21 protein-coding genes are annotated in these 25210 nt (G+C 73.1%); 9 read left to right on the top strand and 12 right to left on the bottom strand.

Annotation, left to right across the window (positions count from 1 at the left end; translation table 11 throughout):
- The first annotated feature begins 17 nt into the window (after positions 1-17).
- From SM418_RS19565 to SM418_RS19590, 6 genes are all read left to right on the top strand, one after another.
- The gene (locus tag SM418_RS19565; protein ID WP_371942599.1) at positions 18-911 is read left to right on the top strand and encodes a cytochrome P450; all 894 of its coding nucleotides are present in this window, start codon (positions 18-20) and stop codon (positions 909-911) included.
- Between the two features lie 92 nt (positions 912-1003).
- A complete protein-coding gene (locus SM418_RS19570) occupies positions 1004-2323 on the top strand; it encodes a sensor histidine kinase (protein WP_371942598.1) in 1320 nt (439 codons plus the stop codon).
- Positions 2320-2985 (top strand): response regulator transcription factor, encoded by a 666-nt coding sequence (locus tag SM418_RS19575; RefSeq protein WP_371942597.1) that lies wholly within the window; start codon positions 2320-2322, stop codon positions 2983-2985. Before SM418_RS19570 ends, SM418_RS19575 begins: the two co-directional genes overlap by 4 nt.
- A gap of 89 nt (positions 2986-3074) precedes the next feature.
- Entirely contained in the window at positions 3075-3686 is a 612-nt protein-coding gene (locus SM418_RS19580; RefSeq protein WP_371942596.1) for a response regulator, read from the top strand.
- A 351-nt stretch (positions 3687-4037) separates the two neighbouring features.
- On the top strand, positions 4038-4631 hold the full coding sequence (locus SM418_RS19585) for a DUF6230 family protein (RefSeq protein WP_371942595.1): 594 nt from the start codon (positions 4038-4040) through the stop codon (positions 4629-4631).
- A gap of 4 nt (positions 4632-4635) precedes the next feature.
- A complete protein-coding gene (locus SM418_RS19590; RefSeq protein ID WP_371942594.1) occupies positions 4636-5760 on the top strand; it encodes a DUF6114 domain-containing protein in 1125 nt (374 codons plus the stop codon).
- Here SM418_RS19590 and SM418_RS19595 read toward each other — a convergent pair.
- Genes SM418_RS19595 through SM418_RS19605 form a run of 3 tightly spaced genes read right to left on the bottom strand, consistent with a single transcriptional unit; the run spans position 5667 to position 10885 of the window.
- Positions 5667-7142, bottom strand: a complete 1476-nt coding sequence (locus tag SM418_RS19595) for a serine/threonine-protein kinase (RefSeq protein WP_371942593.1) — start codon at positions 7140-7142, stop codon at positions 5667-5669. The genes SM418_RS19590 and SM418_RS19595 overlap by 94 nt on opposite strands.
- A gap of 21 nt (positions 7143-7163) precedes the next feature.
- Positions 7164-8879, bottom strand: coding sequence for a serine/threonine-protein kinase (locus SM418_RS19600; RefSeq protein WP_371942592.1), 1716 nt, complete (start codon positions 8877-8879; stop codon positions 7164-7166).
- Positions 8879-10885, bottom strand: a complete 2007-nt coding sequence (locus tag SM418_RS19605) for a serine/threonine-protein kinase (RefSeq protein WP_371942591.1) — start codon at positions 10883-10885, stop codon at positions 8879-8881. Before SM418_RS19605 ends, SM418_RS19600 begins: the two co-directional genes overlap by 1 nt.
- A 185-nt stretch (positions 10886-11070) precedes the next feature.
- Here SM418_RS19605 and lysX point away from each other — a divergent pair, with 185 nt between their 5' ends.
- A complete protein-coding gene (gene lysX, locus SM418_RS19610) occupies positions 11071-14376 on the top strand; it encodes a bifunctional lysylphosphatidylglycerol synthetase/lysine--tRNA ligase LysX (RefSeq protein ID WP_371942653.1) in 3306 nt (1101 codons plus the stop codon).
- On the opposite strand, the gene SM418_RS19615 is transcribed toward lysX, so the two are convergent.
- From SM418_RS19615 to SM418_RS19640, 6 genes are all read right to left on the bottom strand, one after another.
- Positions 14373-14924, bottom strand: coding sequence for a hypothetical protein (locus SM418_RS19615; RefSeq protein WP_371942590.1), 552 nt, complete (start codon positions 14922-14924; stop codon positions 14373-14375). The genes lysX and SM418_RS19615 overlap by 4 nt on opposite strands.
- 116 nt (positions 14925-15040) lie before the next feature.
- Positions 15041-15796 carry a GNAT family N-acetyltransferase gene (locus tag SM418_RS19620; protein WP_371942589.1) on the bottom strand — a complete coding sequence of 252 codons (756 nt, stop codon included), beginning with the start codon at positions 15794-15796 and terminating at the stop codon, positions 15041-15043.
- A gap of 114 nt (positions 15797-15910) precedes the next feature.
- Positions 15911-19573: a hypothetical protein gene (locus tag SM418_RS19625; RefSeq protein ID WP_371942588.1), complete on the bottom strand. Its 3663-nt coding sequence runs from the start codon at positions 19571-19573 to the stop codon at positions 15911-15913.
- A gap of 149 nt (positions 19574-19722) precedes the next feature.
- The gene (locus tag SM418_RS19630) at positions 19723-19926 is read right to left on the bottom strand and encodes a PspC domain-containing protein (RefSeq protein ID WP_371942587.1); all 204 of its coding nucleotides are present in this window, start codon (positions 19924-19926) and stop codon (positions 19723-19725) included.
- 166 nt (positions 19927-20092) lie between these two features.
- Positions 20093-20767 carry an HAD family hydrolase gene (locus SM418_RS19635; RefSeq protein WP_371942586.1) on the bottom strand — a complete coding sequence of 225 codons (675 nt, stop codon included), beginning with the start codon at positions 20765-20767 and terminating at the stop codon, positions 20093-20095.
- Positions 20764-21414 carry an MBL fold metallo-hydrolase gene (locus SM418_RS19640; protein WP_371942585.1) on the bottom strand — a complete coding sequence of 217 codons (651 nt, stop codon included), beginning with the start codon at positions 21412-21414 and terminating at the stop codon, positions 20764-20766. Before SM418_RS19640 ends, SM418_RS19635 begins: the two co-directional genes overlap by 4 nt.
- Positions 21415-21600: 186 nt before the next feature.
- Here SM418_RS19640 and SM418_RS19645 point away from each other — a divergent pair, with 186 nt between their 5' ends.
- Complete coding sequence (locus SM418_RS19645; RefSeq protein WP_371942584.1) at positions 21601-22665, top strand: phosphotransferase family protein; 1065 nt, start codon at positions 21601-21603, stop codon at positions 22663-22665.
- 51 nt (positions 22666-22716) lie between these two features.
- Entirely contained in the window at positions 22717-22917 is a 201-nt protein-coding gene (locus SM418_RS19650; protein ID WP_371942583.1) for a hypothetical protein, read from the top strand.
- A 51-nt stretch (positions 22918-22968) separates the two neighbouring features.
- On the opposite strand, the gene SM418_RS19655 is transcribed toward SM418_RS19650, so the two are convergent.
- From SM418_RS19655 to SM418_RS19665, 3 genes are all read right to left on the bottom strand, one after another.
- On the bottom strand, positions 22969-23268 hold the full coding sequence (locus tag SM418_RS19655; RefSeq protein ID WP_138641067.1) for a Fe-S cluster assembly protein HesB: 300 nt from the start codon (positions 23266-23268) through the stop codon (positions 22969-22971).
- Between the two features lie 95 nt (positions 23269-23363).
- Complete coding sequence (locus SM418_RS19660; protein WP_371942582.1) at positions 23364-24323, bottom strand: LLM class F420-dependent oxidoreductase; 960 nt, start codon at positions 24321-24323, stop codon at positions 23364-23366.
- 9 nt (positions 24324-24332) lie between these two features.
- Positions 24333-25100 carry an SDR family oxidoreductase gene (locus SM418_RS19665; protein WP_371942581.1) on the bottom strand — a complete coding sequence of 256 codons (768 nt, stop codon included), beginning with the start codon at positions 25098-25100 and terminating at the stop codon, positions 24333-24335.
- Positions 25101-25210 lie beyond the last annotated feature (110 nt).

Genomic DNA, 25210 nt, shown 5'->3' on the forward strand with positions numbered 1-25210 from the left:
CCTCGGAGGAGGTTCCCATGCCCCAACGGCGAGACGCGTCACCCGTCTTCGACGCCGGGGCCCTCGGCCGCGCGGACACCTACGCCCGCGGGGTCCCCCATGACCGGCTCGAACGGCTCCGTTCGCGGACGCCCGTGGTGTGGCTGGACGGGGGCACGGCGGACCGTCCCGGCGCCTGGGCGGTGCTGCGCTACGCCGACGTCCACCACGCCCTCGTGCATCCCGAGCTGTTCAGCCCGCAGGTGGACGACCCCCTGCACGGCCGCGTGAGCGGGGCGGACGCTCCTGCGGAAGGAGCCGCTCCCAACGAGACGGCCCTCATCGACATGGATCCTCCGGCGCGGGCCATGCTCGCCCGCATCCCGTCCCAGGACGCGGTCGACTTCGTCGGCGACGTTGCCCACGACCTGCCCGAAACGTTGCGGAACACCCTCGCGGGCGGCCTGTACGCGCTGCTGCGCCATCCCGCCGAGTACGTCCGGCTGCGGGAGGAGCGGGCCGACGAGAGGCTCGTCGACAGCACCGTCGAGGAGATGCTGCGCTGGTGGACGCCCGTCCTCCAGGTCCGGCGGACCGTCCAGCGCGGGACGACCGTCGGCGACGTGCCGCTGCTGGCCGGTGAGCACGTGATGCTGTGGCTCGTCTCCGCGAACCACGACGACGAGGTCTTCCCGGACCCGGGACGGTTCGTCCCGGAACGGTTCCTCCAGCCCGGCCGTCCGCACCTGTGCTTCGGGTTCGGGTACCGCGCCTGCATCGGCGCGCGGCTGGCCCGCGTGCACCTGCGCGCGATGCTGGTGGCGCTGCTCGAACGTCCCGGGCTGCCGCGGCTGGCGGCCGAGCCGGTGCCGCTCCGCTCCAGCGCCCGCCGCGGGTTCGCCCACCTGCCCGTCCGCTGGACGGCGCACTGAACGCGGCCGGCCGCGGGTACCTCCGCAGGAGTAGCGGCGCGCACTCCCCGGGGCCGACGTGCGGTCCGGCCTCGATGACCTACCGTGCAGGCATGAGCAGCTCATCGGCGCAGGTCCGGGCGCACTGGCCGCGGCCCGGCACGTGGCCGGTCTGGGTCGTCCCGATCCTGGTCGCCTTCATCCAGGTCGTCGGATCGCTCGGCGCGCAGCGCGGTGAGGCGGCGGGCGGCGGGTCGTCCGGCGGCCCGCCGTGGGAGCACGGGGACGGCGGCCCGGCCGGGATCGGGCACACCGATCTCGACGCACTCGGGTTCGCGCTGCTTCTGGGCGGGCCTGCCCTGCTGCTACTGCGACGGCGCCATCCCGTGTTCACGGTGTGCGCCACGGCGGCGGTCACCGCGGTGTACTTCCTTCGCGCCTACACCTACGGGCCGGCGCCGCTCGCGCTCGCCGTCGCGATGATGGCCGCGATCGTGGCCGGGCACCGGCTCGTGACGTGGGCCGGGACGGGAATCGGGCTCGCGGCGTTCTTCGGCCTCACGGCGCTGATCGGCGTGCCCGCCGCCGAGCGCGGGCAGGACGGGCCGTTCCCGGTGCAGGAGCCGACGCTCGGCGGGTCGAGCTTCGTCGTCGGCTGGGCGCTGGTGGTGCTGGTCAGCGGGGAACTCATCCGGATGCGGGCGCAGCGGGCCGCCGAGACCGCGCGGATCCGCGCCGAGGAGAAGCGCCGGCAGGCCAGCGAGGAGCGGCTGCGGATGGCCCGCGAGCTGCACGACGTGCTCGCCCACAACATCTCGATGATCAACGTGCAGGCGGGGGTGGCGCTCCATCTGATCGACCAGAACCCCGAGCAGGCGCGGACGGCGCTCGCGGCGATCAAGGATGCGAGCAAGGAGGCGCTCACCGAGATGCGCGGGGTGATCGGCGCGCTGCGGTCGCAGGGCGAGACCGCGCCGCGCGCCCCGACCGCGGGCCTCGACCGGCTGGACGATCTGCTGGACCGCGCGCGCAACGCCGGGCTGGCGGTCGAGGCCGAGATCACCGGGGAGCGGCGGCGCCTGCACGCGGGCACCGACCTCGCCGCGTTCCGGATCGTCCAGGAGTCGCTGACGAACGTGACCCGCCATGCCGGTCCGGGGCCGGTGACGGCGCGGGTCGGCATCGCCTACGGTGAGCACGAGATCGTGGTGCGAGTCGAGGACGACGGGCGGGGGGCGCCCCTGCTGGACGACCGGCCGGGCGGCAGCGGCCTGCGCGGGATGCGCGAGCGGGCCGCCGCGCTCGGCGGGACGTTCGACGCCGGGCCGCGTCCGGGCGGCGGGTTCCGGGTGCGGGCGGCACTGCCCCTGACCGTGGAGAGCGCCGTGGAGAGGTCCGAGGACGCCGGGCCCGACGGAGGGGACGCGCAGTGATCAAGGTCATGCTGGCGGACGACCAGGTGCTCGTCCGGGCCGGGTTCCGGGCGCTGCTGGACGCGCAGTCCGACATCGAGGTCGTCGGCGAGGCGGGCGACGGCGAGGAGGCGGTGGCGCAGGCGCGGCGGCTGCGTCCCGACGTCATCCTGATGGACATCCGCATGCCCGGCCTGGACGGTCTCGCCGCCACCCGCCGGATCGCCTCCGACGAGCGGCTGGACGGCGTGAAGATCGTGATCCTGACCACGTTCGAGCTGGACGAGTACGTGTTCGAGGCGCTGCGCGGCGGCGCGAGCGGGTTCCTGGTGAAGGACACCGAGCCGGTGGAGCTGATCCACGCCGTCCGCGCGGTCGCGGGCGGCGACGCGCTGCTGTCGCCGAGCGTGACCCGGCGGCTGATCGCCGAGTTCGCCGCGCGGGCCAAGGAGCCCGCGCCCTCGCCGCGGCTGAACGCCCTCACCGACCGGGAGCGGGAGGTCATGGCGCTCGTCGGCGAGGGGCTGTCCAACGAGGAGATCGCGGCCCGGCTCGTGGTGAGCCCGGCCACCGCGAAGACGCACGTCAGCCGGACGATGGTGAAGCTCGGCGCCCGCGACCGCGCGCAGCTGGTCGTGTACGCCTACGAGTCGGGGCTGGTGAAACCCGGCTGGCTGCCATAGAAGTCTTTACTCTGCGGCGATTCGCTGTTGCCGTCCGTGATGACGTGCCAGGCTTGGCCGGTGCAGCCAACATGACGTTGAGGAGTCCGGTGCCGAACGACACGAGGATCATGGCCGTCGATGACCGCGAGGAGAACCTGACCGCGCTCGCGGCCGTGCTCGGCACGCTGCCGATGGACTTCGTGCCCGTCACCTCCGGTCGGGCGGCGCTGAAGGAGCTGGAGAACGACGACTTCGCGCTGATCCTGCTGGACGTCGTCATGCCGGAGATGGATGGTTTCGAGACCGCGGAGCACATCAGGTCCCTGCCGCGCGCCCGGGACATCCCGATCATCTTCCTCACCGCCTGCGGCGCGGCCGGCAAGGAGGCGTACCGGGGCTACGCGGCGGGCGCCGCCGACTTCCTCACCAAGCCGTTCGACCCATGGCTGCTGCGCGCGAAGGTGTCGGTGTTCGTCGACCTGCACCGGCGCACCGTCCAGCTCGGGCAGCAGGCCCGGCTGCTGCGGCGCACGCTCGGCGGGGACGACGCCGAGAACGCCCGGGCGGGGTGCGAGCGGCTCCTGGCGGCGCTCGACGAGCGGCTCGCGAAGGTCGAGGACGCCGTCGCCCGGCTGCGCTCCGGCGAGCCCGCCGACGATCTCGACGGGCACGTCGGCGAGCTGCGCCGCACTCTGGACGCCTTCTCCGCCGGAGACTGACCCCGGCGACCGGCACCTGACCCCTGTCGCGCCGGGTCCGCGACGTCTGCCGTCAGGGCTCCGACGCCTGCCGCCGCACCGCGCCCCCTTTCGGGACCTTCGGCCCGTGCGGTCGGGGATCTATGGCCCGTGACGATCACGCTTGGTAGTTGGTAGAGGTTGACCTTGCCGATCCTATTGACATCGGGTTCAAAAGACTTCGCAGGTAGCCGCTCCGGTCCCTGACTCCCCGACTCCTTGATCGAGCTTGCCGCAAGTAAGTACTTGGGAGTAACTTGCACTCACCGTCACGAGATCGACCGGTGACGCCGGGCCCGTCGCGGCCCTAGACACCCCCAGGAGCACACCCCCATGAACGACTCCCCCGAGCCCGCCGTCGGACGCGTCCGCTGGAAGCGGTTCGCCGCCATCGCCGCCCCCGCGGCCATCGGCGCCGGCGCCCTCGCCTTCATGACCGCGCAGGGCGCGATCGCCTCCTCGTTCGCCGTCTCCGGCAGCAGCTTCAAGGTCAGCGCCGACTCCCTCACCGGCACGGGCTTCGTCCAGTACGGCGGGATCGACGCGAGCAAGGACGGCGCGAAGCACCCGGTGCAGGTCTCCGGCATCAAGTCCGCGGAGATCCGCAACATGTGCCAGTCGGTGAAGGTCGGCCCGTTCACGCTGCGGCTGACCGCCGGGACGGGCTCCAAGCCCGTCAAGGCCACCGACCTCGTCCTCGACGTCGAGCAGCTCAACGCCGACGCGAAGTTCTCCAACATCGAGATCGGCCGGGACGCCGGCACGCTCGACAAGGGCCCGAAGGGGGCCCAGGGCACCGCCGGCATGTTCGGCCAGCAGGCGTCCAGGATCGAGCTGACCAACGTCAGGCAGGTCGCCTGGGCCACCACCGCCGGGACGTTCAAGCTGAGCGACCTCAGCATGAAGCTCGGCGACGAGTGCTTCTGAGGCCATGAACTCCGCCGAACCGCACGGATTCCGCCGCTGGCGGCGGACACGCCCCTTCTGGGGAGGCGTGTTCGCCGTCCTCGGCGGACTGGAGCTGATCGCGATCCCGCTCGCGCCGATGCCGCTCGTCGTCCACCAGGGCCTGGCCGGGGTGGCGAGCTGGCTGATCGGCGCGCTGCTCGTCACCGCCGGCATGCTGATGTGGGTCCAGCCCGCGCAGCGCAGCTTCTACGGCATCCTCGCCGTGCTGCTGTCGCTGGCGTCGTTCCTCACGTCCAACTTCGGCGGGTTCTTCGTGGGCCTGCTGCTCGGCGTGGTCGGCGGCGCACTCGGCTTCGCCTGGTCCCCGGTGCGGCAGCCCCGGGAACGCGGCAGGCCGGGCGCGCACGCCGCGCAGCGCGGCGGGCGCCTGACCGCCATCGCGCTGCCCGCCCTGATGGGCGTCCACCTGCTCAACCCGTCGCCCACGCCGTCCCCCACGGGATCGCCGACGACCTCGCCCACTCCGGCCGTCACGCCCACGCCGTCCACGAGCGCCACGCCGACCCCCACTCCCACACCCACTGCCAGTGCCAGTGCCAGTGCCACGACGTCGGCGCCGGCCTGCCCGGACGTCCCCGCGAACGGCAGCGGGCTGTCCCAGGACGAGGCTCGCAAGCTCCTCCAGCAGATTCGGTCCAGCAAGGATCCGGCGTGCCTCGACAAGGGCAAGGCAGCCGCCGCGACGACCCGCGTTTACACCGACTCCGGGACGCTCCGGGCCGACTCGCTGACGATGTCCGGGCTCAGCTATGACGGCGTCGCGTCCCTGCACTCGGCGGCCGGGACGGTCAAGGCGCTGAAGTTCAGCATGTCCAAGGCCGTCCTGAAGAACGTCAACCAGACGTCCGGCCACGGCGGGGCCACAGCGCGGATACGAACGCCCACCCTCACGCTGACCGGCGACGTCGTCATGTACACGACGAAGATGTCGTCCAAACTGCTGGGGATCCCGCTGACGTTCACGCCGGAGCAGCCGCCGCCGCTGACGCTGCCCTACATGGTGATGACGGACGTGGTGTCCGAGCAGCCCGCCGTCACCGCGGACGGGGCGCAGCTCACCGGTCTCGGGATCACCGGGGCGGCCTGAGCGCCCGAGTTCAGCTTGCCGCGCAGGATGAACGCGCCGAGCAGCACCGCCGCCACGACGAGGATCACCGCGATCGTGACGACCAGCACCGTCCTGCGGTGCTCCCGGCCGGGAGCGGCGGGCGGCGGCTGCGGACGCTGCCAGTCGGAGTACTGCATCGGCTGGTCCCACGGCGGACTCGACGGGGGCGGGGTGTCCCGCGGAGAGGGCGGCGGGGTGTCCTGCCGGGAGGGCGGCGGCGCCCACTCGGTCTCCAGCAGCGTCCGCGCCTCGCGGTCCTGGCCGGGACCGACGGGCGGCGGGCGATGCGAGACGTCGCGCTGCGGGAAGCCGCCCGGATCGCGGCGGGTCACCGGGGCGGGATCAGCGGGGTCGCGCCGGGTCACCGGCTCAAGGTCGCGCGGGCCGCGCGGGTCGCGGCGGGTCACCGGGCCGAAATCGGACGGGTCCATGATGGTCTCGGCCGCGTCGTCGGGGCGGGCTGCGGGCGGACGGCGCGCGGACGGCTCGTCCATGACCGTCCGGCTCCCCGGGGAACGCGGCGGCGGCTGCGCGGGCGGCTGGGGCGGCGGCAGCGTCGCGACCCGGGTCAGCAGCGGCTGCGCCTGCGCCGCCGTCATCCGGCGCACCGGCTCGCGGGCGAGCAGGCCGTCCAGCACCCGGGCGAGCGGCCCCGCGTTCCGCGGCGGCGGGACCGGCTCGGACAGCGCGGCCTGCAGCGAGGACATCGCGTCCGACCGCTCGTAGGGGGACCGGCCCTCGACCGCCGCGTACAGGGTCGCGCCGAGCGCCCACAGGTCGGACGCCGGCACCGCCCGCTCGCCCTGCGCCCGCTCGGGCGGGATGTAGGCGGGCGACCCCATGACGAGGCCCGTCTGCGTGAGCGTCGCGTCGCCCTCCACCTGGGCGATGCCGAAGTCGGTGAGGACCACCCGGCCGGAGTCGGTGATCAGCACGTTGCTGGGCTTGACGTCGCGGTGCAGGATGCCCTTCTCGTGGGCGTGCCGGAGCGCACCGAGCATCTGCAGGCCGATGTCGGCGACCCGGCGGTGTTCGAGCGGGCCGCGTTCGATGACGTCCTGCAGGGACGGGGCGAGGACCAGCTCCATCACGATCCAGGGCCGGTCGGACTCCTGCACCACGTCGTGGACGGTCACGACCCCGGAGTGGTTCAGCCGCGCCGACGCCCGCGCCTCCCGGAACGTCCGCTCGTACAGGACGGCGCGCTCGTCGTCGTTCAGCCCCGGCGGGAACACGACCTCCTTGACCGCGACCTCGCGGTCGAGCATGACGTCGAGGGCGCGCCACACGGTGCCCATGCCGCCCCGCCCGACCACCGAGTCGAGCCGGTAGCGGTTACCGAGCAGACGTGCCTGTGCCATGTCGGAAGAGCCCCCCGTCGGTCATCCCACCCCAGAGGGACGGAACGTGTCGAGCACATTCTTCACGAGCGGCTCTCGCGCGTTCCACTGGGACGCGGGAACGGCCACCACGATGGCGTACGGCCGACCGTTGACGATCACGCCCCGGTCGCGGGCCCGCGTGAGGCCCGCACCGCGCGTCCAGGTGAACTCGATGTCGGCGGCCGGTCGCCCGGCGACCATCGTGCGGGTGATCTCCCCGGCCCGCTGGAAGTTCGCGAGCTTGCCGTCGCGGATGGCCTCTCGCTCCCAGGTTACCCAGTGCTCGTAGGGGTCGCCGGACCAGATCGTCTGGTCGACCTGCACGTAGGCGCTGGACGCGGGGTCGGTCCAGATGACGCTGTTGCCTTGTACCGAGCGCCGCCATCCGCGCGGGACGCCGATGGAGTATCCGGGGCCGGACGCCAGGGTCAGCCCGGCCGGGAGGGGCGTCGCGCTGGGAACCGCCGGGGACGCGGACCGGCTGGGCGAGGTGGTCTGGGCGGCGGGCCCCGACTGCTTCGCGACGATCGTGGGCGGCTGCGTGGTGTGCGTCCCGTCCGGGGACGATCGGTTCATCCAGAGGACGCCCCCGGCGACCGCCAGGATCGTCGCCGCCACGACGACGCCCCCGAGGATCGGCAGGACCGTCGATCGTTTCGGCTCCGGCGAAGGCTGCGGGTGACCGGTCTGCGCGTACCCGTGCTGTGGGTGACCGGCCTGCGTGTGGCCGGGATGCATGGTGCCGGTCTGCGTGTGGCCGGGCGTCCAGTGCTGCTGCCCCGGCCCTGCCGGGAACGTCTCGGTCATGCCCGGGGCGGGCGCCGGGACGAGCGGCTGCCGAGGGGCGTTCTGCGTGGCCGATCCGTCCACGGCCGTCGGGTGACCGGCGGCGACGTGCGCGGCGTGGCCGTCCGCGACCGCCTTGAGCGCCTCCTCCGCCCGGTCCCCGCTGAGCCGCCGGGCCGGGTCGCGCTCCAGCAGCGCGGTGAGGACGGGCGCGAGCGGCCCCGCGTTCGCCGGCGGCGGGACGTCCTGCGTCATCACGGCCGCGAGGACGGCCATCGCGTCGCTGCGGTGGTGCGGCGCCTTGCCCTCGGTCGCCGCGTAGAGGGTGGCGCCGAGCGCCCACAGGTCGGACCCGGGGACCGCCGGGTCGCCGTTCACCCGCTCCGGCGACATGTACGCCGGCGAGCCGATGAGCAGCCCGGTGCCGGTGAGGGTGGCGTCGCCCGCCAGCTGCGCGATGCCGAAGTCGGTGAGGACGGCCCGGTCGCCGTCCGCGACCAGCACGTTCGCGGGTTTGACGTCGCGGTGCAGGATGCCGATCGCGTGCGCCGCCCGCAGTGCACCCGCGATCTGCCGCCCGATCGCCGCGACGCGGCGGGGCGGCAGCGGCCCGTCCTCGTCCACGATGTCCTGGAGGGACCGGGCCGGCACCAGCTCCATGACGATCCATGGCCGGTCGTCCTCGTCCACGACGTCGTGTACGGTCACGACGCCCGGATGGTTCAGCCGCGCCGACGCGCGGGCCTCGCGCAGCGTGCGGCGGTGCCGGTTCTCCCGCTCCGCGTCGCTCAGCCCCGCGGGCAGCAGGACCTCCTTCACCGCGACATCGCGGTGAAGGGTCTCGTCGCGGGCGCGCCACACCGTGCCCATCCCGCCGCGTCCGACCACGGATTCGAGCCGGTACCGACCGGCGAGGAGGCGCCCGTCCATCAGTCGTCCGCGGGCTTGAAGAACCGGTAGACCGGCTGCAGGTCGGCGTACACCTTGTCCCAGTCGGCGTCGGGGGCGCGCAGGAGGAGCGCGTAGCCGTGCCCCTTCGTCACGAAGCCCCGGTTGAGGATGTGAACCCGGCCTCCATCGCCGTCGAAGGTGAACTCCCAGTCGGCGGAGTCGTCGCCGTCGCCGGTGTCGGGGACGGGCGGGTGATCGCCGGTCGGCGCGATCCTGATCTGCTTGTAGCCGGGGAAGCCCGCGCCGCCACGCTCCTGCCGCCGCCAGTCGCCGATCGCGCTGTCGCCCGGATCGTCGGTCTGGTCGATCTGGAGGTAGGCCCTGCGGTCGGGCGAGTAGAAGTAGTCGCCGCCCTGCTTGTGCTCGGGCCCGCTCCAGCTCTTCGGGACGGGCACGGAGTAGCCGCTGGAGTCCTTGTGCATGGTGAACCCGGCGGGCAGCCCGCCGCTGCCCTGCGAGGCGCTCGGCGAGCCGCTCGGGGTCGCGGGCGTGGACGGGGTCGCGGCGCCGCCCGGCGGCGTGGTGGCCCCGGTCTTGCGGCCCTCCTTGCCGTCGTCGCCGCTGGCAAGGGCGATGCCGGCGACGACCACGATGATGACCAGCACGACCGCCGCGACGATCAGCACGTTCCGGTTGCCGGCCGGCGCCGGGCGCGCGACCGGGTGCGTCGTCGGCGGGAAGTGCGTGGAGGACCGGGGCGGCCCCTGCTCCGGCCGCCCCCGCTCGGACGCGAGGGAGCCTGCGGGCTGGGTGCGCGGCCCGGAACGCCACGAACTGACCCGGTCCGAGTCGGGCGTGGTCTCGCCCGGGTCCTCCGCGGCGGTCGTCCCGGCCTTGCCCGGCCCCGCGATGCCGGACGGCAGGTCGAGGCTGGTCAGCTGGTCGGGGCGCGCGTCGGGAGCGGCCTCGGGGGGCGCCTCAGCGGACGGCGCGGCCGCGGCGGGGTCGGCGACGTCCGGCCGGCCGCCGGAGGACTCCATCTCCTCCGGGAGCGGCTGGTCGGGCGCGTACGTCTCCGGATACGGCTCGGCGTACGCCTCCGCGTACGGCCGCGACCGATAGGAGGAGTCGCGGGCGGTGGTCTGGGGGCCGGGCAGTTCGTCCATGGAGAACTCGACGGCCATCGTGCGCTGGGTGTCGACGGTCTCCTGCCGGACGATCTCGTCCAGCAGCGCGCCCGCCTCGATCGCGTCCATCCGCTGGTCGGGGTTCTTGCGCAGCAGCCCCTCGATGACCGGGACGAGCCGGCCGCCCTTGTCCGGCGGATCGGGCTCCTCGGAGATCACCGCGACCAGCGCGGCCATCGGCTCGGGCCGCTCGAACGGCGACCTGCCGTGCAGCATCGCGTACAGCGTGACGCCGAGCGACCACAGGTCGGACGCCGGGCCGGCGACGCGGCCCCGGGCGCGCTCGGGGGCGATGTAGGCGGGCGAGCCCATCACCAGGCCGGTCTGGGTCAGCGTCGCGTCGCCGGCCGCGGTCGCGATGCCGAAGTCGGTGAGCACCGCCCGCTCGCCCATCCGCCCCGTGCCGGTGATCAGCACGTTGCTGGGCTTGACGTCGCGGTGCAGGACGCCGGCGCCGTGCGCGGCGTGCAGCGCGGCCAGCATCTGCCGGCCGATCTCGGCGGACCGGCGCGGCTCCAGCGGGCCGTCCTGCTTGATCACCTGGTCCAGGGAGCGGGCCTTGATCAGCTCCATGATGATCCAGGGCCGGTCGTCCTCCTCGACGACGTCGTAGACGGTGACGACGCCGGGATGGCCGAGCCGCGCCGCGGTACGGGCCTCACGGAACGTGCGCTTATGGTGCACGGCGCGTTCCTCATCGGTGAGACCATGCGGGAGGATGACCTCCTTCACCGCAACGTCACGACCGAGGACCTCATCGTGCGCCTGCCAGACCGTCCCCATGCCGCCCCGGCCGACCTGGGTCACCAGGCGGTAGCGGCGGGCGAGCAACCGCTCACCGGTGGGTTCATTTGGCATATCCGCGACCATATCGACTTTTGCTGACAACCTTGGACCGAGCTTGCAAGCCACATCCCCCTACCCGTACGACGTCCGGCACCACCCCGAGGTTCGCCACCGGACGAGCACCCGCTGACGAGAGCGCGATGGACGAGACACCCGGTAAGAAGAAGAGAGCCACAGCGCCCGGCGACTGGGGGACCATGACGGAGAAGGACTCGCACGGCGCAGGCGGTCTGCGGGGCGAGTGGGGACGGCTCATCCAGGCCGCGCCGACGATCTTCTTCTGGTACACCCGACTCTCCGGGATCCTGTCTCTGCTCGCGTGGGTCTCCTATGGTCTCATCCTCGAGATAGCCGAAGTCTGGGCGCTGCGCTGGATCGGCTACCTCGGCTGGTTCCCCAGCGTCCCCATCGGGATGCTCTGGATCCTGCTGTCGATGGGCGTCCGGCGGCGCAAGAAGGCGGCCTGGCGGATGCTCGTCCTGATCTTCTGCCTGCCCACCGCGCTCGGCGTCACCGCCGTCCTCACCACGCTGGTCAACCCCGACATCCCCACCCCCGTCGGTCTGATCGTCACCGCCGGCGTCTACCTCGCCGTCCTCGGCCTGCTCATCGCCGCGCGCGGGCAGTTCACCACGCTCCCCGACCGCGCCAACCGCCGGCTCGCCACGTTCGTCTTCACCAGCCTCCTCGTCGTGACCGGCGGAATCGGCACGTTCCTGGTCACCCTCACCGACCGCAACCGCAACGGCGACTTCTGGACGCACCCGCTCTACGCCATCTCCCAGACCGTCCTCGGGCCGCGCGTCACCGGCAAGCCCATCGACGTCTCCGTGCCCTTCTGGGTGGACGCGATCCTGTGGGTCCTCGGCACCGGCCTGCTGATCGTCACGTTCTGGGCGCTGTTCAAGCCGGGACGGCGCGACCCCGTCCTGTCCCCCGGCGAGGAGCTGGCGGCACGCGCCCTGCTCGCCGAGTACGGCGACCAGGACTCGCTCGGCTACTTCGCGCTCCGCCGCGACAAGGACGTCATGGTCGCACCGAACGGTAAGGCGGCCATCGCCTACCGGGTCGAAGGGTCGGTCTCCCTGGCCAGCGGCGACCCGCTCGGCGACCCCGAGTCCTGGGACCAGGCGATCGAGGCATGGCTGGAGGAATGCCGCGCCCACGCGTGGATCCCCGGCGCCGTCAGCGTCGGCGAGCGCGCCGCCCACATCTACCGGCGGCACGGGTTCGACGCGCTCGAACTCGGCGACGAGGCCATCGTCGACCTCACCGACTTCAACCTCGACGGGCGCGAGATGCGGCAGGTCCGGCAGGCCGTCCGGCGGGTCGAGCGGGCCGGGTACACGATCCGGATCCGGCGCCACTCGCAGATCCCCGGCTGGGAGATGGCCAAGCTCATCCGCAGCGCGGACGCCTGGCGCGGCGAGGAGACCGAACGCGGCTTCTCCATGGCCCTCGGCCGCCTCGGCGACCCCACCGACGGACGCTGCGTCATGGTCGAGGCGTTCGACGCGCACGGGGAGCTGCGCGGCCTGCTCAGCTTCGTCCCGTGGGGGCGGGCCGGGCTGTCGCTCGACCTGATGCGCCGCGACCGGCTCGCCGAGAACGGCCTCAACGAGTACATGGTCGCCAAGCTGGCGGAGAAGGCCGCCGCGGTCGGCGCGCAGCAGCTCTCGCTGAACTTCGCGATGCTGCGGTCGGCGTTCGAGCGGGGCTCGCAGATAGGCGCCGGGCCCGTCGCGCGGCTCTACTACAGGTTCCTCTCGTTCGCGTCGAGGTTCTGGCAGCTCGAATCGCTGTACCTGTCGAACGCCAAGTACCTGCCGCACTGGCGTCCCCGCTTCATCTGCTACACGCAGGGCCGGCACCTCGTCCGGCTGGGCCTCGCCTACGCGCGGGCCGAAGGGTTCCTGCCGAGCCTCAACCGCCCGAAGCTGGACCGGGCCGCCGCGATGGTCCCGTCCACGGACCTCGTCGACAAGATCCGGGATATCGAGGAGGCGGCGGACGCGGCCCGGGCCCCGCAGCGGCGGCTGTCGGAGCAGGAGCGGGTGCGGCACGCCAAGCTCGACCAGATCCGCGCCGCCGGGATGGAGCCCTACGCGCTGAGCTGCGAGCGCACCGACTTCGCCGCCGACATCCGCGCGCGCTTCGGCTCGCTCGCGCCCGACTCGCGCACCGGGGTCCGGGCGGCGATCGCGGGACGGGTCGTGCTGGCCCGCGAGCACGGCCGGCTGATCTTCGTCACGCTGCGGGACGAGAGCGCCGACCTGCAGGTCATGCTGACCGCCGACGCGCTCGGCGACGACTCCCTGCGCGACTGGAAGGCGCTGATCGACCTCGGCGACCAGGTCGGGGTGCGCGGCGAGGTCGTCACGTCCCGGCGCGGGGAGCTGTCGGTGCTCGCCTCGTCGTGGACGCTCGCCGCGAAATGCCTGCGCCCCCTGCCGAACAAGAGCTCCGGCCTGTCGGACCCGGAGGCCCGCGTCCGGCAGCGGTACGTCGACTTCATCGTGAACGACGAGTCCCGCCGGATGCTGCGGATGCGCGGCGACGCCATCGCCGCCGTCCGCGACCGGCTGCGCGCCCTCGGCTACCTCGAAGTCGAGACGCCGATGCTGCAGCCCGTCCACGGCGGCGCCGCCGCGCGGCCGTTCACCACCCGCATCAACGCCTACAACATGCAGCTCTACCTGCGGATCGCGCCCGAGCTCTACCTGAAGCGCCTCCTGGTCGGCGGCGTCGGGCGCGTCTTCGAGCTGAACCGCAACTTCCGCAACGAGGGCGTCTCGCAGAAGCACAACCCCGAGTTCACGATGCTGGAGGCGTACGAGCCGTACGGCGACTACGACACGATGGCGACGCTGACCCGCTCCCTGGTCGTCGACGCCGCCGGCGCGGCCCTCGGCACCACCGTGGTCGTGCGGGACGGCGTCGAGTACGACCTCGCCGAGCCCTGGCAGGAGATCACCGTCTACGAGTCGGTGTCGAAGGCCCTCGGCGAGGAGATCACGCCCGACACGCCGCCCGCCGCCGTGCGGGCGCTCGCCGAGCGGCGCGGGCTGAACTTCGACCCGCAGTGGGGGCAGGGCAAGATCGTCCAGGAGCTGTTCGAGGCCCTCGTCGAGGAGCACCTGGCGGCGCCGACGTTCGTCCGCGACTACCCGGCCGAGACGTCGCCGCTGACCCGTCCGCACCGGTCGGACCCGCGGCTGGCCGAGAAATGGGACCTCATCGTCTTCGGCCTCGAACTCGGCACCGCCTACTCCGAGCTGATCGACCCGATCCTGCAGCGGCGGCGGCTGACCGAGCAGTCGCTGCGGGCGGCCGGCGGCGACCTGGAGGCCATGGAGCTGGACGAGGACTTCCTGCGCGCCCTGGAGTACGCCATGCCGCCCGCCGGGGGCATGGGCATGGGCATCGACCGGCTGCTGATCACCCTGACGGGCCGCAGCATCCGCGAGACGATCCCGTTCCCGCTGGTGCGGCCCGGTTCCTAGAGGCGTCGCGGGACGGGCCGGTACCCCTCCTCGGCGAGCCACCTGCGTGCGAATCCCCGCCGGGCGTCCTCCCCCTGCGGCAGGGCGGCGGGCGGGATCGGCGCCCAGCAGCGCTCGAAGCCGCAGAGCCCGTCGCCCTCCCCGGTCAGCTCGTCCTCGCTCAGCACATCCCCGGTCAGCTCATCGCCCGTCAGGACGTCGCCGCGCTCCAGGTCGAGGATGTGGTCGCCTTCGTCCATGGCCGCCGCCACGGCCCCGAGGTCGACCGGGAGCGGTTCCAGTGGTTCCGCAGGGCACGCACCGAGGGCGGCGGCGAGTTCGGCGGCCAGTTCGGCGTCCCCCGGTAGGCCGCGTTCGAGCAGGTCATTCATGCAGTCGCGGGCGAGCTCCGCAATGGCTTCGCCGTTGGCCAGTGCGGTGAGGAGCACGTCGCCGGCGTACTGGAGCACCGGCTTGAGCGGACGTCCCCGGAGCACACCGGCATCGCCGTCCCCCGTGTGAGCGGCGGCTCGCAATCGTGCCAGCGCCCCCTCGTCCCACTCCGTCACATGACATTTGTACAGACATCCACTGACATTGGTGTCCGAATTCGAGGAGACCACCAAGGAGGCGAGTTCGGCGACCGCCTCCAGCCCGGCTGCGGAGGCCGGCAGTGCCGGGGAGTTCAGGTGGCGTCGCGGTAGTGGTAGCTGCATATCTCGGTGAAACCCGTCCCCTCGTAAAGCCGCCGCGCCGGGCCGTTGTCGCGCTCGACCTGGAGGTACATGCGGGCGGCCTTGTTCGCGGCGGCCCAGCCGGCGAGTGCGGTCAGCACAGTGCGGGCGGCGCCTTTTCCGCGCGCCCTCGGCAGGGTCGCCATGCTGAAAACGCCCGCGCATCCCGTGTCGGCCACCGCGCGTCCGACTGCGACGACTTCGTCGCCGATCAGCGCCGAGGCATAGGTGGACGGCAGGTCCACCCGGGCGAGCATGTCCCATTCGGCACGGGAATCGCCGTTCACCGCCTGCCAGGTCTCGAACCACGCCCGCGTCGGACGCTCCTCCAGCCGGACCTGCAACCCTCCTGCCTGCCGCCGGACGCGGTCGGTCGGCGCGACCTGCAACGACACCGAACCGTGCCGCCGATACCCGCGCTTTTCGAGGACCGCGTCGAGTTCTTCCGGGCACGCGCGCGGGGTCACCTGAAAGCGGGGGGTGGTGCCATGCGCGGCATAGAACTTCTCCGTTTCGACGACCCTGGCCGCCAACTCGCCCGGCCGCGCATTGCCATGTGGCAGCACCGTTTCCACCCACCAGGAACAGTGCGGGGCGAGGCGAAGCCACCATCCGTCGACGTCCTCGACATGCTCCGCCGGTTGGCCGCGCGCCGCCCTTTCCTGAAGGGCTTTCACCAGTCCTGAGTTCTCCATGACGGACAGCACATGCTCCCTTCAATGGAATCGGACAGTTACCGATCCATCAGGTGGAGGCGGACATGCCGGAGCCTTTTCGGAGCAGTTGCCGTTTCACGGCGTCCCGGTTCGGCGTCCGGCCCGTCAAGTATCCGTGCCATGCGACTGCTCCCGGTAAACCTCCACCGCGTAGCGGAGCCGGGCGCCGACGAGGAGGGCCTCGTCCTCGGGGCAGCCGAGGAGGCGGGTGACCAGCTCGACGATCTGCTCGTCGGTGAGGTCCGGCTCCCGCTCGGCGATGTGCCCGACTATCTCCACCAGCTCGGGACGCTTGTAGCCGACAATCGACTGCCCGCGCCGGACCTGCGCGTTCCCCGCGGGCTGCTCCGCGGGAGCCGGCGGCTCCGCCCTGGCGCCGGGCTTCCCCCAGAGGGCGGGAACGTCCGGCGGCGCGGCAGGCGGTGCGGCGGGAGGCGCGGGGGGCGGCGCGGGGGGCGGCCGCCGTTCGGTCTCGCGGCCGCGCGGATCCTGCCCTGCCGCCTCCGGCCGCTTGGGCGGGACATCGGGGCGAGGCGCCTCCGGCTCCTCCCGGCCCGCCGCGTCGAGCCGCCGGGGCGGCGGCCCCGCCGGTCCGCGCGCACCCTGCGGCGGAGGCGGCCCGCCCGCGCGAGGGTCGAGTCGCGGGGCGTCCAGCCTGCGCGGCGGAACGTTGGCGGGCCCCGCCCCCTGCTCCGGAGGGCGCCGCCGACCGGGGTGGGCGGGCCGCGTTCCCCAGTCCCACTCCTGCGCGGCCCCCGGACCCGGGCGCTGCGGCGCGGCCGGTCCCGCGCCCGCCGGCGACCGGGGCGCGCGGCCCGGCTGCTCGTTCGGGGTGCCCGGAGGGCGGGGTGGAGCGCTCGGACGGTGTTGCGGTGCCCGGTCCGGGTGCGTCTGGTCGCCGTCCGGCGTCGTCGCCTGGTTGCCGTCCGGTGTCGTCGCGCGGGGGCCGTGTTCTGCCCGCTCCTCCCGTGCGGGAGGGCCGGGCGCTTGGGCGGGCTGCTCGCGGCGCGAGGCGGTCAGGGCGGCGAAGAGCGGGGTCGTGGGAGTTATCGCCTCGTGGAGGTGGGACGGGAGGCGGGTCGTGGGGGGCGGGCCTTCGGGAGGGGGGAGGTCCGGGCCGGCCTGGCCCACCAGGATGGCTCGGGGGGCCAGCCACAGAATGTAGAGGGCTTCGGCGCCGGCCTCGTGTTCGCCGTCGACGATGACGACGTCGAAGGAGCTGGGGGCGGGCGGAAGGACGTCCGGGATGCGCCAGAGCGGGAGGATCCAGGCGGGGACGTCGGCGAGGGCCACGGCGGCCGTCCAGGCGCGGGCGACGGTGAGGGCGGTGCGCGCGGCGCGGAGCTCCTCTTCGGCGGCGGCCAGGTCGGCGCGGGTCCGGTCGGCGACGGGGGGCGGGGCGGTGGCGGCGGCCCTCGCCCAGGCCCAGGCGTCGTCCCAGCGGCGGGTGCGGGTGTGCCAGGCCTCGTCGCCGTCGGTGGCGATCAGGAGGTTGGCGAGGTCGGGGTGGACGGCGCGGACGCGGGCGAGGAGCTCCCCGCAGCGGACCTGCAGGGAGCGTTCGTGGCGCGCCTCGGCGAGGCCGCCGAGAGCGCGGCCGTAGGCGGCGGCGTCGCGGGCGTCGATGGCGGCGACCGCGGCGGCGAGCTCGGGAGGGTCGTCGGCGTCCACGGGGCCGATCGAGTCGCGGAGGGCGTCGAGGTCGGCGGTGGCGCGGGTGACGCCGAGGCCTTCGATGGCGTTGCGGAGGGCGGTGGCGTAGGCGTGCCACTGGACGGGGTGGCCGAGCGGGACGCCGAAGCGGTTCCGTTCGAGGAGCCGGCGCGTCGAGTCGACGGCGGGCATGGCGTCGCGGACGCGGGCGAGGCGGGCGTGGGCGCGGACGAACCGGGCGATGCGTTCGGCGGGCGGGAGGTCGGCCGGGAAGGAGATGCCGGCGGCCTCCCATACGTACTGGAGTTCGCGGCAGGTGATCCGCACCATGAGGTCGGTGTGGACGAGGTCGAGGAGTTCGGGCGTGGTGGGGGCGGCGCCGTCCACGGTGACGGTGGCGAGGAGCGCTTCGGCCTGGCGCTGCGCGGCCGAGCGGAGCGGCCCGCGTTTGAGGGAGCCGCCGCCCGCGAGGTGGGCGCGCAGGTCCTGGGCGGACGCGGCGAGGCCGCGCAGGTCGGCGTCGGCGGGCAGGGCGATGGTGTGGCCGCCGAGTTCGGCGATGGCGCGTTCGGCCCACTGGGCGCGGGGGGCCATCTCCACGACGCGGGACCAGATGAGCGGACGGCGTTCGGCGAGGGCGTCGCTGAACGCGCGGACGGCCAGGTCGGCGGGGTTCCAGCCGCCCGGGTGGCCGTCCAGCCCGAGGTCGCGGAGCGCGGCGGCGACGGCGGACGCGTCGGCGTCCAGGCGGGCGAGGAGGGTGACGTCGCTGTCGCGCAGGTGCTCGGACAGTTCCGTCCTGGCGCGTTCGGCGCGTTCGGCGGCGGCGAGTTCCGCTTCTATCAGGGTGCTGACGTAGGCGGCGCTCGGCAGCGCACCCGGGTCGACGTCGCGCTGGGCGGTGCGGGCCTTGCGTTCGGGGCTCTCCTCGGCGAGGAGGACGACGAGTTCGGCGGCCTCGGAGCGGGAGATCGGCGGCGTCGGCGGCATGTCCGGCCGGACGGGCATCCACGACAGTTCGGGGGCTTCCGCCCGGCGGTCCGCCGGGGGCTCGTCTGGTTCGTCGTTGAGGCGTTCGGTGAGTTCGGCGACCCGCCGCGCGGCGGCCTCCTCGCGTCCGGTCGCCGCCGCGACGTCGGGCTCGGCCTCGCGGATCGCGCCCGCGACGCGGGCTCCGGTGGCCGGGTCGGTCGCGGCGAGCTCGGCGACGCCGCGGGGGAGGGCGGAGCGGAGCGCGGCGGAGGCGGCGGGCCCGGACGTGGCGACGAGCACCCGGTGGCCGCGCGCGAGCAGCCCGGTGAGCAGATCCGGGACGGTCTCCGGCGCGCGCTCAGGAATGTGCATGACCTGCGGCTTCCCGGACGGCGCCACGAGCCGGGACAGCCCGTCCGGGACGCCGTGCGGCAGCATGCTGAGCAGCCTCGCGTGATGGTCGGCGATGGCGGCGCGGCCCGGCGGCCGGACGACCAGGGCGGGCGCGAGCCGGATGCGCGGCGCGGGCGAGGCGGCGTCGGTGTCGGGCGTCCAGTCCTCGCGGTAGTCGGCGGGGCCGGTGAGGGCCACCTGGCACCATTTCCGGAGGACGTCCCCGACCGATGCGTTCAGGCCGAAACCCTGCCCGGCCTGGACGGCGTCCGCGACCCAGCCCGCGGGCCGGAAGCCGGGATGCCCGGACAGCAGCTCCCGGTCGCGCAGGGTCGTGTGCCCGGCGAGGACGACGTCGATGCGCTCCGTCCGGTCGTCCACCACGATCCGGACGGGCGTGCTCAGCAGGTGGTCGTGGACCGCCGGGCGCCAGGACAGCAGGCCCGTCGCCAGCACGACCTCCTGGTCGGACAGGTCGCGGAGGATGCGGTACCAGTTGCGGAGCGCGAGCCAGCCGTCGAACTCCTCCAGCACGACGGGCGGCGTGAGCGGGATGACCGGGACGCTGAACAGCACGTCGCCCGGCCCGGCGTCCGCCTCGACGTAGACGTCGCCGGGCAGCCCGGCCAGCCAGTGGACGTGGTCGTGGTCGGCGAGGTCGCGGGACGGGCGCCGCCGGGCCCGCGCCAGGTCGCGCAGGAAGGCGAGCAGCCTCGCCGCGTGCTCGGCCTCGCGCGCCTCCTCGGGCACCGCGGCTCCTCCACTTCCCACGGCCGGACGGCCCCCTTCATCCCCGGCGGTTGCCGCCTCGGCGGCCGCACGGCGGAAGGGGTCCGATGCTGGTGCCCCGATCTAACACCCAAGGGCGGGCCCGGTCGAGCGGTACCAATGATCTTGAGCTACCGGGCGCCCGCCATGTAGCGGTCCTCGTTCGGCATCATGACCCACAGGACCAGGTAGACGACGAACTGCGGGCCCGGCAGCAGGCACGACAGCAGGAAAAGCACGCGGACGGTCCCCGGGGTCATGCCGAACCTGCGGGCCAGGCCGGCGCAGACACCCGCGATCATCCGATCGTCACGCGGACGGTAGAGGCCGTTCATGAGTCCTTCTCTCCCCGATTCGTCGGACGTTGAACAAAGCCGGGCATTTTTCCCGGCCACGTTCTCAACGCTACGAAGCGAGCAGGGCACCCGGCATCCGTCGTTCGTCCCGTTCCGGCGCCATACTCAGGGATTAGGGGACGTCCCCTAAGGGCCTCAAGGCGGGCTAGGGGGCGTTGTACTCGGCGACGAGTTTCGGCAGGCCGACCAGGTCGTCCAGGACGAACAGGCATTTGCTGAGCGCGTCGTCGTCCTCCTGGATGTGCCCCCACGGGCCGCGCCGCAGGAACGCCACCCGCATCCCGTACTCCAGGGCGGGACGGACGTCGTTGTCGATCCGGTCCCCCACGTACAGGACGCGGTCGGGCAGCGTGTCCGCGAGCTGGGCGCAGCGCTCGAAGAACTCGTAGGACGGCTTGCTGATGCCCCACACCTCCGAGATGCCGACGACGTCCGCGTCCAGCCCGAGCGCCGCCATCTGCGCCGCCGCCTCGACCGGCTGGTTGCCCGCGATCCCGACGTAGAGCCCCTGGTCGCGCAGCCCGGACAGGCACGCCCGCGCGTCCGGATACAGGTCGTCAGGCCCGAACCCGTTCGGCACGCCCGCCTCGGCGCGGCGCCGCTCCTCGTCCGCGAGGTCGAAGCCCGGGCGGAAGTACTCGAAGAGGTCCATGTGGTCGCCGCCCTGCGCGAGCACGGCGCCCAGCTTGCTGAGAAAGGTGTGCCTCGGCACGCCCAGCCAGTCGGCCCAGCGCCCGTAGATCTCCGCCTCGTTGACGAGCGTCTCGCCGATGTCGAAGAACACCGCCTGGATGCGCGGCGGGGTGAGGACCTCGTTCACTTGGCGGCCAGGTCTACCGAGGTGCCGGGGACGAGGCGGCGGAACTCCTTGCCGAGTTCCTTGCCCGCGTTGGTGACGGCGGTCTCCATCACCTTGAGGCCGATGTCGTTCAGCAGGCCGTCGTGGATGACGAAGGCGCGCTCGGGGGCGACCGCGCGCGTGTACTCGAACAGCTCCGGGATCTTCATCCAGGGCGCGTTGCCGGGCAGGCAGAGCGTCGGGACGGGCTCGGACGGGACGGTGAGGGCGTCGCCCGGGTGGAAGACCTCGCCGTTCACGAGGAAGCCGGTGTTCGGGATGGGGGGCACGTCCGGGCGGAGGATCTCGTGGTCCTCGCCGTAGACGTGGACGTCGAACCCGGCGATGGTGACGGCGTCGCCGTGGCCGACCTGGTGGACGCGTCCGCCGAGGTCGGCGAGGTTCTCGGCCACCACGCGGGACGTCCAGACCTCAAGCCCGGGACGCTCGGCCATCGCGGCGCGGAGCGCGTCGGCGTCGAAGTGGTCGAAGTGCTCGTGGGTGATCAGGACCGCGTCGGCGGTGGCCAGCGCGCCGGACGCCTCGCTGAACGCGCCGGGGTCGATCACGATCGTCCGGTCGTCCTCGGTGATCTGGACGCAGGCGTGCCCGAGCTTCGTTAGACGCATGCGGCCATGGTGCCACGCGGGGAGAAAGCCGGGCTCGCCGACCGTCCCGCGACGCTCCCGGCCCCTTTTCCGGCCCAGTGCCCGCCCGTCGCCCAGCCTGCCGACGGGCCCGGACCATTGACCGGTCCCCGGCACGTTGATAGAACACGTTCTACTTTGGGTGCCATCCGGCGCAAGGAGGCGGCGATGCCCGTTCCCGACCAACGCGATCCCGAGATCACCAGGCAGGCGCTGACGGGCTGGCTCGGCCGGCACCTGCCCGGCGCGCGGATCCCCACCGTGGAGACCCCGCAGACCAGCGGTTTCTCCAACGAGACCCTCATGTTCGAGGCCGAGTGGGACGACGGCGGCGCGACCCGGCGGGAGCCCTTCGTCGCGCGGGTCGCCCCCGCGAAGTACCAGATCTTCCCCGAGCCCCGGTTCGAGGAGCAGTACCGGCTGATGCGGATCCTGGACGAGCGGACGGCCGTCCCGGTGCCGCCGATCCGCTGGTACGAGCCGTCCCCGGACGTGCTCGGCGCCGAATTCTTCGTGATGGGACGCGTGGACGGCCGCGTCCCGACCGACATGCCGCCCTACCACATGGACGGCTGGGTGACCGAGGTCCCGCCCGGGGAGCGGGCCGCGATGTGGTGGTCCACGCTGGAGATCATCGCGGACCTGCACCGGCAGGACGTCCGGAACCTCGGGCTCGGCTTCCTCGACCAGCCGCGCTGGGGCGCGCCCGGCCTCGAGCAGCGGCTCAACTACTACGAGCACTACCTGCACTGGGCCTACGAGGGGCCGCAGGAGACGGCGCTCAGGGCCCTGGAATGGCTGAAGGCCAACCGTCCCGAGGAGCCGGACGAGCCGGTCGCGCTGTGGGGCGACGCCCGCATCGGCAACGTGATCTTCCAGGAGGGCGTGCCCGCGGCCGTCCTCGACTGGGAGACCGCGGCGCTCGGCGCCCCCGAGGAGGACCTCGCCTGGTTCATGTTCATCGACCGCCACCACTGCGAGGGCGTCGGCGCGGCACGGCTGGACGGCTTCCCGTCCTATCCCGAGACCGTCGCCCGGTACGAGGAGCTGCTCGGCCGCCCGGTGCGGAACATGGCGTACTACGAGATCCTGTCCGGCTTCAAGTTCTCGGTGATCATGGCCCGGATCGGGCAGGCGATGATCGACTTCGGCTGGATCGAGGAGACCGCCGACTTCCCCTACAACAACAACTGCACGCAGCTGCTCGCCCGCATCCTCGGCGAGGGCCGGTGAGGCCCGTTCGTCCTTCGCCGATGGAGAAAACGATCTGAAAGACTGGCGGGCGTGACGAACCCGCCTTCGCCCGACCCCCCGGACGCTGGACGGCCGTCCCGGGAAGAACTGGACCGGCAGGTGCGCGAACGCTACGGAACCTGGCGCGACCAGCCGCGCGGCCTGGCCTGCGCGGTGATCGCCGCCTTCATGGTCCTCACCACGGTGGCGTTCCTGTTCGCCGTGATCGCCGTGGTCAAGGCGATGCGCTGACGGAACGGCCCCCGGAGCGCCCGCGCGGGGCCCCGGGACCCGTCCCTCACGTCAGGTGGGGGTTCCCTCGGTCCCCTCCGCGATGGTGAACGCGACGTCGCCCTGGGGGTCGACCTGCGCGTCGAGCGTCTTGTCGTCCAGCATCTCGGCGACCGTGGGCTCCAGGTACACCTTGGCGCCCTCCTCCTCGACGACCTGGTCACCGGCCTCGGGCGCGGGGGCGACCGAGAGCCGCAGGGCGTCCGAGCCGTCGAGCCCGGACTCGATGCGGATGCCGGTCTCCGGCGGAAGCTCCGGGTTCGCGGTCACGGTACGAATGACCTGGACGGCACCGCTGGTCAGCGTGAGCACGATCAGCTCCTCACGTCTCTGTCGTTCTCGTTTCGGATCTGCCCCACCCTCCCCCGTCGCCGCGCGGGCAAACATCGAGACGTGATCGGAGGGTTTCAGCCCGCGTTCGGAGCGAGCGCCCGCACCGCCTCCGCCGGGGAGAGGCCGCCGCCGGGGACGACCGCGAGGACGGGCGTGGTGAGACCGTTGTCCACGTACTCGCGGACGCGGGCGCGGCACTCCTCGGGCGACCCGTGCACGATCAGGTCGTCGACGACCTCGTCCGGGATGACCTCCAGGGCCTTCTTGCGGTCGCCCGCCGCCCACGCCTCGTTCATCGGGCGCAGCGCCTCGCCGCGTCCGAGCCACTCGTGGAACGCCCGGTAGACGGGGACCGTCATGTACGCGGCGATCATCCAGCGGCCGATCGCGCGCGCCTCCTCGGCGTCGCCGGTCGGGCAGACGAACAGCCGCGCGATCAGCTCGGGCCCGTCGCCCAGCTCGCCGCGGACGGTCCGCACGTCCTTCGGCGCCAGCCAGTTGGTGATCGCGCCGTCGGCCTCTCGCGCGGCGAGCCGCAGCATGCCGGGACGCAGCGCCGCGAGGACGATCGGCGGGGGCTCCGCGGGCGCGTTGTCCAGCTTGAAGCCCTTGACCTCGAAGGTGTCGTACTCCTGCTTCACCTTCTCCCCCGCGAGCGCCTTGCGGAGGAAGCGCAGGGTGTCGCGGACGCGCTTGTACGGCTCGTCGAACGGGATCCCGTTCCAGCGCTGCACGATCGTGTCGGAGGAGGTGCCGATGCCGAGCACGAACCGGCCGGGCGCGAGGCCCGCGAGGGTGGCGGCGTGCTGGGCCAGCAGCGCCGGCCCGCGCGTGTACACCGGGACGATCGCGGGGCCGAGGCGCAGCTCGGGGGCCCACTGGGAGGCGAGCGCCAGCGGGGTGAACGCGTCGGTGCCGTTCGTCTCGGCGGACCAGGCGTCGGTGTAGCCGAGCCCGGACAGCTCGGCGAGGATCTCCCGGTGCTCGCCCAGCGGGACGCCGGTCAGCGGAATGGTCAGTCCCCAGCGTGACATGCGCGCCCCTCAGGCGATCGAGGCGCGGATGGTGGCGCCGCCGTCCACGACCATGGTCTGGCCGGTCATCCAGGACGAGGCGTCGCCCGCGAGGAACACGGCGGCGTTCGCGATGTCCTCGGGCTCGCCGAGGCGGCCGAGCGGCGTGTGCCGGCTGATCTCCGCCTCGTTCGGCTCCCACAGGGCGCGGGCGAGGTGCGTCTTGACCAGGCCCGGCGCGATGCAGTTCACCCGCACCCTGGGCGCGAGCTCCATCGCGAACTGCCGGCTGAGGTGGATCACCGCGGCCTTGGTGGCGTTGTAGTAGCCGATGCCGTGCTCGGTGATCATCCCGCCGACGGAGGCGATGTTGACGACGGAGCCGCCGCGCTCGGCGAGCGAGGCCCGGAGCGCGAGCTGCGTCCACTGGACGATCGCGAACTGGTTGACCTCGACGGTCTTCGCGGCGGCGGCGGGCTCGATGTCGGCCATCGGCCCGTAGTAGGGGTTCGTCCCGGCGTTGTTGACGAGGATGTCGAGGCCGCCGAACTCGGCGACGGCCGCGTCCACACAGGCGGCGGCCTCGTCGGCGTGGCCAACATGCGCCGCCTTGGCGAGCACGCCCACACCCGGGTTCGCCGCGCCGATCTCCTTGGCGACCTCGTCGAGCGACTCCTGCTTGCGGGACGACAGCACCACGTTGGCGCCCTCGGCGGCGAACGCGGCCGCGATCGCCTTCCCGATGCCCCGGGACGCCCCGGTGACCAGGGCCGTCCTTCCCTCAAGACCAGTCCGCATCCGCGCGCTCCCTACTCGCTCGCCCCTGTGGGCGGTGGGCAGAATCCGACTCGGTTTACTGTACCGAAGTGACTGACGAGTCAGTTAGCTGGGCCCGGCGTTCGGTCCCG

Source organism: Actinomadura chokoriensis, from assembly GCF_041463665.1.
GTDB classification, from domain to species: Bacteria; Actinomycetota; Actinomycetes; order Streptosporangiales; family Streptosporangiaceae; genus Spirillospora; species Spirillospora chokoriensis_A.

Coding starts and splice junctions, on each gene's coding strand:
- SM418_RS19630 (WP_371942587.1), bottom strand. CDS start 19,926: ATGAACGGCCTCTACCGTCCGCGTGACGATCGGATGATCGCGGGTGTC.
- SM418_RS19585 (WP_371942595.1), top strand. CDS start 4,038: ATGAACGACTCCCCCGAGCCCGCCGTCGGACGCGTCCGCTGGAAGCGG.
- SM418_RS19640 (WP_371942585.1), bottom strand. CDS start 21,414: ATGCGTCTAACGAAGCTCGGGCACGCCTGCGTCCAGATCACCGAGGAC.
- SM418_RS19660 (WP_371942582.1), bottom strand. CDS start 24,323: ATGTCACGCTGGGGACTGACCATTCCGCTGACCGGCGTCCCGCTGGGC.
- SM418_RS19605 (WP_371942591.1), bottom strand. CDS start 10,885: ATGCCAAATGAACCCACCGGTGAGCGGTTGCTCGCCCGCCGCTACCGC.
- SM418_RS19665 (WP_371942581.1), bottom strand. CDS start 25,100: ATGCGGACTGGTCTTGAGGGAAGGACGGCCCTGGTCACCGGGGCGTCC.
- SM418_RS19595 (WP_371942593.1), bottom strand. CDS start 7,142: ATGGCACAGGCACGTCTGCTCGGTAACCGCTACCGGCTCGACTCGGTG.
- SM418_RS19570 (WP_371942598.1), top strand. CDS start 1,004: ATGAGCAGCTCATCGGCGCAGGTCCGGGCGCACTGGCCGCGGCCCGGC.
- lysX (WP_371942653.1), top strand. CDS start 11,071: ATGACGGAGAAGGACTCGCACGGCGCAGGCGGTCTGCGGGGCGAGTGG.
- SM418_RS19600 (WP_371942592.1), bottom strand. CDS start 8,879: ATGGACGGGCGCCTCCTCGCCGGTCGGTACCGGCTCGAATCCGTGGTC.
- SM418_RS19645 (WP_371942584.1), top strand. CDS start 21,601: ATGCCCGTTCCCGACCAACGCGATCCCGAGATCACCAGGCAGGCGCTG.
- SM418_RS19590 (WP_371942594.1), top strand. CDS start 4,636: ATGAACTCCGCCGAACCGCACGGATTCCGCCGCTGGCGGCGGACACGC.
- SM418_RS19565 (WP_371942599.1), top strand. CDS start 18: ATGCCCCAACGGCGAGACGCGTCACCCGTCTTCGACGCCGGGGCCCTC.